5 protein-coding genes are annotated in these 6,676 nt (G+C 72.4%); 3 read left to right on the plus strand and 2 right to left on the minus strand.

The features are described from left to right. Positions 1 to 518: 518 nt before the first annotated feature. The 3 genes from AB0E02_RS28675 to AB0E02_RS28685 all read left to right on the plus strand — a co-directional run bounded on the left by AB0E02_RS28675 (position 519) and on the right by AB0E02_RS28685 (position 3,142). Positions 519 to 1,175, plus strand: a complete 657-nt coding sequence (locus AB0E02_RS28675; protein WP_362144203.1) for a transglycosylase SLT domain-containing protein — start codon at positions 519 to 521, stop codon at positions 1,173 to 1,175. A gap of 379 nt (positions 1,176 to 1,554) precedes the next feature. Then, on the plus strand, positions 1,555 to 2,427 hold the full coding sequence (locus AB0E02_RS28680) for a lysozyme (RefSeq protein WP_362144205.1): 873 nt from the start codon (positions 1,555 to 1,557) through the stop codon (positions 2,425 to 2,427). Between the two features lie 265 nt (positions 2,428 to 2,692). Beyond that, positions 2,693 to 3,142 (plus strand): spore-associated protein A, encoded by a 450-nt coding sequence (locus AB0E02_RS28685; RefSeq protein ID WP_362144208.1) that lies wholly within the window; start codon positions 2,693 to 2,695, stop codon positions 3,140 to 3,142. A 48-nt stretch (positions 3,143 to 3,190) separates the two neighbouring features. Here the strand turns inward: AB0E02_RS28685 and AB0E02_RS28690 are convergent, their stop codons facing one another. Both AB0E02_RS28690 and AB0E02_RS28695 read right to left on the minus strand, forming a co-directional pair. Next, the gene (locus AB0E02_RS28690) at positions 3,191 to 4,633 is read right to left on the minus strand and encodes an NAD(P)/FAD-dependent oxidoreductase (RefSeq protein WP_362144211.1); all 1,443 of its coding nucleotides are present in this window, start codon (positions 4,631 to 4,633) and stop codon (positions 3,191 to 3,193) included. 51 nt (positions 4,634 to 4,684) lie between these two features. Next, the gene (locus AB0E02_RS28695) at positions 4,685 to 6,202 is read right to left on the minus strand and encodes an SDR family oxidoreductase (protein ID WP_362144213.1); all 1,518 of its coding nucleotides are present in this window, start codon (positions 6,200 to 6,202) and stop codon (positions 4,685 to 4,687) included. Between the last annotated feature and the right edge of the window lie 474 nt (positions 6,203 to 6,676).

A 6,676-nucleotide genomic window follows, 5' to 3' on the forward strand; every position in this document is an offset into this window, starting at 1 on the left:
GCGGTCTTGCCGCACGTGAATTGGCGCACAAATGCCGCCCTTTTGGGCTCAGCATCAGTGCCCCGCACCACATTTATCGAATCCTGCTGGCCCACAACGGGCAGCCGGGCGGATGAATCGGCCGCGGCCGGTGCATGAAACGGTGCGGCCGGGCGGTAATTGCGGTGTGAGCCAGGCAACTTAAGCACCCCGATAACGCGGGCTTTCCGGCCGCTTCCAGGTGACCCGCGGCACGCGATGTACGTCACTTACGACCACGCCTAGTCGATGGAAGCCGCCGCTTTTCCAGGTCAACGCGGTGGGAAACGCTCATTACTTCAGGGAGCGGGTTTTCTCACGAAGATGGGTAGTACAGAGCACCATTGCCTCGATTCCGGACCGTCGCTAAACATGGATTCCGACGCGCCGAGAGCGAGTCGCGGTGAACGCCCCAAGGGCGAACGCGGCAAAGACCTCCGGTACGCAACGCGCCGCCAAAGGCCGCTCCCCGATCCCGTACCTGGAAGAGGTCCCTCTGCATGCCCAGCTTCACCCTGCCCCGCGCTGTCCGTATGACCCGCATCACCCGTACCCACAAGGTCGCCGTGGCCGTTCTGGCCGCCGCGGGTGCCACCTCGGGTCTGGCGCTCACCTCCGCCCCGGACACCGCACAGGCTGCGTCTGAGCACGCTCCGGCCGCGGTCAAGCCCGTCAGCGCCAACGGCCTGCCGGCCAAGAAGGCCGACGACGCCCAGACCGGCCGCCCGGTGACCGCCTCGGTCGCCGACCACATCAAGGTGACCGCGGTCGCCAAGCAGCACACCGCCCAGCAGGCCGCCAACCGCTCCGCCGAGCGCAAGGCCGTGAAGAACTACCCGAACAACCTCGACGGCTGGATCCGCGAGGCGCTCGACATCATGCACGCCAAGGGCATCCCGGGCAGCTACGAGGGCCTGCACCGCAACATCATGCGCGAGTCCAGCGGCAACCCCAACGCCGTCAACGACTGGGACATCAACGCCATCAACGGCATCCCGTCCAAGGGCCTCCTGCAGGTGATCCAGCCCACCTTCGACCGCTACCACGTCTCCGGCACGGCCAACAAGCTGACCGACCCGGTGGCCAACATCACCGCCGCCGCCAACTACGCGGCCGACCGCTACGGCTCGATCGACAACGTCAACTCGGCCTACTGAGCCGACGGCGAGGAGCCGTCGCCGGCGATCCCGCCGGCGTCACCGGACCACCAGGTCACGGGAGAGACGGATCACAAACGCGGGCCCGACCGGCCCGCCATGAGGAGCAGCTTGCGAAGCGGCGGAATGGCGCGTTCGCCGCTGCGCGCGGAGCGGGCCCCGGCACAGCCGGGGCCCGCTCTGTTCGGTCCGGGGGCCGGCCCGGCCGACGGGGGGTGACCGTCCCTGCCCGCCGGACGGGTGAGATGCGGGGCCGGTCGGCGGACCGACGGCCTGTTGGGTCATAGAGTCAGGCAGCTCTGCGTATAAGTCTCTTATCGGCAGAATTCTGCTCAAATCCTGCCGTACCTGACTCAACCGAAGGCCTCGGAGGCATGCGATGCCCTTGCGCAGATCCGGTCCGGCCCGCCGTAAAGTCGCCACGGCCGGAACGCTCGTTTCTCTCCTCTCCGTGCTCGCTCTGCCCCTCGCACTGCCCGGATCGGCCACGGCGACCGACGCGGCGAAGAGACCCGCCCACCCCGACGCGGACTGGATGGGTTCCACCATCGCGCTCCACGAGGGCGTCGACCGGGCCGGCGGCATCGAGCCGCGGGCTTCGTACGGCAGGAGGGGGGTGGCCGGGGTCGACGTCTCCAGCCACAACCACAAGGTCGGCTGGTGGTCACTGCGCAGGTCGGGGGTGCGCTTCGCGTACGTCAAGGCCACCGAGGGGACCAACTACACCAACCCGTACTTCACCCAGCAGTACCGGGGCTCGTACAACGCCGGAATGATCCACGGCGCCTACCACTTCGCGCTGCCCGACCACTCCAGCGGCGCCACCCAGGCGCGCTTCTTCGCCAACCACGGCGGCGACTGGTCCCGGGACGGCAGGACGCTGCCCGGCGCGCTCGACATGGAGTACAACCCCTACGGCGCGACCTGCTACGGCAAGAGCGCCAAGGGGATGATCAGCTGGATCCACGACTTCGTGCGCACCTACCGGGAGGAGGCCGGGCGCGACCCGGTCATCTACACGTCCACGAACTGGTGGAAGCGGTGCACCGGAAACTCCGGGAAGTTCGGCCGCAACAATCCGCTGTGGATCCCGCGCTACGGCTCGTCCGTCGGCGCGCTGCCGGGCGGCTGGCGATACCACAGCATCTGGCAGCACACCTCCCACGGCCACCCGGTCGGTGACCGCAACCGCTTCAACGGCAGCTACAGCCGGCTGAAGGTCCTCGCGTACGGCGAGGACGACGACGACTGACCGGCGGCCCACCCACCGCTCCGCTTCCGGCCGGTCCCCGGCGCCCCGTCATCGGGCGCCGGGGACCGGCCGTCTCGCCGTCCGGCGCCCTGCCTGGCACGCACCGCCGCACCGGCACCGGCACCGGCACCGGCACCGGCACCGGGTATCGACAACTCGATTCGAACAACGGGCAATTCCCGTGGCGCTACAACCTTTCCGTGCCGATCCGGGTCCAACACTGCGAAATGACCACGCGACGCACCCACCCGACGGGGGTATTCCCATGAAGCGTTCACGTGCCATCGCAGGATCCGCCGTACTCGCCGTGGCAGGACTCGCCACGATGGCCACGGCGACCACCGCAACCGCCGCACCGACCGCCGCCGCGTACAACGGGGCCTGCGGCAGCGGCTACCGTGTGGTGAATTCCGTACCGGTCACCGGAAAGGGGACCGTGTACCTGACGTACAGCGCGAAGACCGGAAAGAACTGTGTCGTGACGGTGCGGAACAGCCCCGGAAAGCCGGTGTACGTCTACACGTATCTCACGGCCACCGACGGCAGTTCCGAGTGGGTTTACGACAGCGGCCAATACACCACCTACGCCGGTCCGGTGTATCTCCCGGCAAAGGGCCGGTGCGTGGACTGGGGCGGCGCGATCGAGACGGTGAGCGTCAGCGTTTCGGGCTCCAACTGCGGCCGGATGGCGCCCGGCGTGGTCACCCACCGCTGACCGCGCGGCGGCCGACGGCGGTCCCGGCAGCCCGCCCGGCGGCCGCCGTCAGCCCATGCCCAGCGCCCGCAGCGCCGAGCGTGCCGCGTTGTGGCCGCACATCCCGTGGGCGCCGGCGCCCGGCGGGGTCGACGCCGAGCAGAGGTACACCCCCGGCACACCCGTCGCGTACGGGTCCAGCGCGATCCGCGGACGCATCGTCAGGGTCAGCGGGGTGTTGGCGCCGCCGATGATGTCGCCGCCCACGAAGTTGGCGTTGCCGCGCTCCAGGTCGGCGGTCGAGGTGGCGGTGAGGCCGACGATCCGCTCGCGGGTGCCGGGGGCGAACCGCTCGAACTGCGCCAGCATCGCGGCGGTGGCGTCACCGCGGTAGCCGTGCGGCACATGGGCGTACGCGGAGACCGGGTGGACGTCGCCGGCGGAGCGGCCGGGGTCGGCGAGGTACTGCTGGGAGACCAGGAGGAACGGGCGCTCGGGCATCCGCCCGCGGTGGACCTGCCGCTCGGCGTCCGCGATCTGCGCGAAGCTGCCGCCGAGGTGGACGGTGCCGGCCCGCCGGCAGGCGTCGGCGCGCCAGGGCACCCCGCCCTCGACCGCCAGATCGAGCTTGAAGGCGCCGGGGCCGTGCCGGTAGCGGGTGTAGGCGCGGCGGACCCGGGGCGGCAGCCGGTCGCCGATCACGGATGCCGCGGCGGCCGGGGCCAGGTCGAGCAACACCGTTGCGGCAGGCGGGAGTTGTGCGAGCGAGCGAATGGTCACGCCGGTCTCGATCCGGCCGCCGGCGGCGGTGAGGAGTCCGGCCAGCGCGCGGGCGATGGCGGCGGAGCCGCCCTTCGCGACCGGCCAGCCGAACCGGTGACCGGCCGCGATGATCATGAGTCCGACGGATGCGGCGGCGGGCCCGTTCAGCGGTCCGAAGAGATGCGCCGCCACCCCGCCGTAGAGGCCGCGCGCCTCCTCCGTGCGGAAGCGGCCGGCGAGCGCGGTGGCGGGCTGCAGGGCCCGCAGCCCGAAGCGGGCGAGCCGGACCGGATGCCGGGGCACCCGCAGGAGGGGCTTCATGACGGCGTCGGTGAGCACCTCGGCGTCGGCGGCCGGCGGGCCGAACAGCCGCCGCCACGCCGGGCCGTCGGCGCCGAGCCCGTCCGCCGTCCGCGCCAGGGACCGGTACAGTGCGCCCGCGCCGCCGGAGTCGACCGGATGGGCGAGGTCGATCTCCGGCCGGCACCACTCCAGCCCGTGCGCCGCGACGTCCAGCGTGCTCAGGTAGGGCGAGCCGGCGCCCATCACATGCGTCGAGGAGCAGTGGTCGAACAGCAGGCCGGGGGCGAACAGCTCACCGCTGCGGACGCCGCCGCCGATCTCGTCGGCGGCCTCGAAGACCGTCACCTTCAGGCCGGCCTGGGCCAGCGTGACCGCCGCGGCCAGCCCGTTCGGTCCGGCGCCCACCACGACCGCCGTGTCTCGTTCCCGTCCCACCCGTTTCGTCATCCCGTCAGCATGCCAAGGCGTACGCGGAAGCGGCGTGCGGGGGTGCGGAGTTCACGCCGGTCGGGTGGCGGCCGCGGCCTCGGCGGCGGCCGCGATGTTGCGGGCCATACCGCCGAACACCACGGCGTGGAAGGGCGCGACGCACCACCAGTACGCATGGCCGGTCAGCCCGTGCGGATGGAACAGCGCCCGCTGGGCGTAACAGGTGCGGCCCTCGGCGTCGCGGGCGACCGTCATCTCCAGCCAGGCGAGGCCGGGGAGCCGCATCTCGGCGCGCAGCCGCAGCAGCCGCCCCGGCTCGGCCGCCTCGACGCGCCAGAAGTCGAGCGAGTCGCCGACCCGGAGGCGGCCGGCGTCCCGCCTGCCGCGGCGCAGTCCCACCCCGCCGGCCAGCCGGTCCAGCCAGCCGCGCACCGCCCAGGCGAGCGGGAAGGAGTACCAGCCGTGTTCCCCGCCGATGCCCTCCACGACCTGCCAGAGCGTCTCCGGCGGGGCGTTGACGGTGACCTCCCGCCGGTCGGTGTAGAGGCTGCCGCCGGCCCAGTCGGGGTCGGTGGGCAGCGGGTCGCTGGGCGCGCCCGGTACGGCGGCGCCGGACCAGCGGGTGACGACCTGGGCGTCCCGCACCCGGCGCAGCGCAAGGTCCACCGCCTCGTCGAAGGGCAGCGGGTGGCCCGGCGGGTCCGGGTCGGGGACGTAGCGGGCGATGTCGTTTTCGTGGCAGACGACCTCGTGGCGCAGCGACTCGGCCAGCGGCCGGGCGATGCCCGGCGGGACGGGGGTGACCAGGCCGATCCAGAGGCTCGACAGGCCGGGGGTGAGCACCGGGACGGGCAGGATGAGCCGTTCCGGCAGCCCGGAGGCCCGCGCGTAGCGCTGCATCATGTCGCGGTAGGTGAGGACGTCCGGGCCGCCGATGTCGAAGGTGCGGCTGACGTCGGCGGGGAGCCGGGCACAACCGACCAGGTACCGCAGCACGTCACGGACGGCGATGGGCTGGATGCGGGTGCGCACCCAGCTCGGCGTGATCATGAGCGGCAGCCGTTCGGTGAGGTAGCGCAGCATCTCGAAGGAGGCGGATCCGGAGCCGATGATGACCGCGGCGCGCAGCACGGCGGTGGGCACGCCGGAGGCCAGCAGGATGTCGGCGACCTCGGCCCGGGAGCGCAGGTGGGGTGAGAGGTCCCGCTCGGGGATGCCGCGCGGGGTGAGTCCGCCGAGGTAGACGATGCGGTGCACGCCGGCGGCGCGGGCCTCCTCGGCGAAGATCCGCGCGGCCCGCCGGTCGGTCTCCTCGAACCGCCGGCCGGTGCCGAGGGCGTGCACGAGGTAGTACGCGACGTCGACGCCGGCCAGCGCACGGCGCATCGAGCCGGCGTCGGTGACGTCGCCGCGGACGATCTCCGCCGCCCCCGCCCAGGGGTGGTCGCGCAGCTTCTCGGGTGTCCTGGCCAGCGCCCGGACGGCGTATCCGGCGGCGAGCAGCTCGGGCACCAGGCGGCCACCGAGATAGCCGGTGGCGCCGGTGACCAGGGCGCGCGGTGCGGCGGGGGCACCGGTGTCGGCCATGGCCGGCCTCCCCACGTACTCGGCTGTCCCGCCGTGGTGGTTTCTCGGCGTTGCGCGCGGCGTTGCGCGGTTTGCGGCGCCCCGTACGTACCTGGCTTTCCCGCCGCGGGGCCTGCTCGCGGGTGCGCTTTGCGGCGCCCCCGCACGTACCTGGCTTTCCCGCCGCGGGGCTTGCTCGCGGGTGCGCTTTGCGGCGCCCCCGTACGTACCAGTCTGTCCCCCCGCGGGGCATCCCGCCGTTTCGCGCTTTGCGGCGCACCGTACGTGGCTGTCTTTCCCGCCGCGGGGCTTGCTCGCGGGTGCGCTTTGCGGCGCCGCGCACGTAGCTGTCTGCTGCGCCGCGGGTGGTCTCGCCGTTGCGCCTGCGGCGGGCTGGGTGGGTGTCGGGTGCGGTGACGGACCTCCGGGGCCGGTTGTGTGGACTGCTGACGCTTTACGTCCACACAACCGGCCCCACCGGCCCGTCCCCTCCCG

It is taken from the genome of Streptomyces sp. NPDC048196, assembly GCF_040652715.1.
Classification (GTDB): Bacteria; Actinomycetota; Actinomycetes; order Streptomycetales; family Streptomycetaceae; genus Streptomyces; species Streptomyces siderophoricus.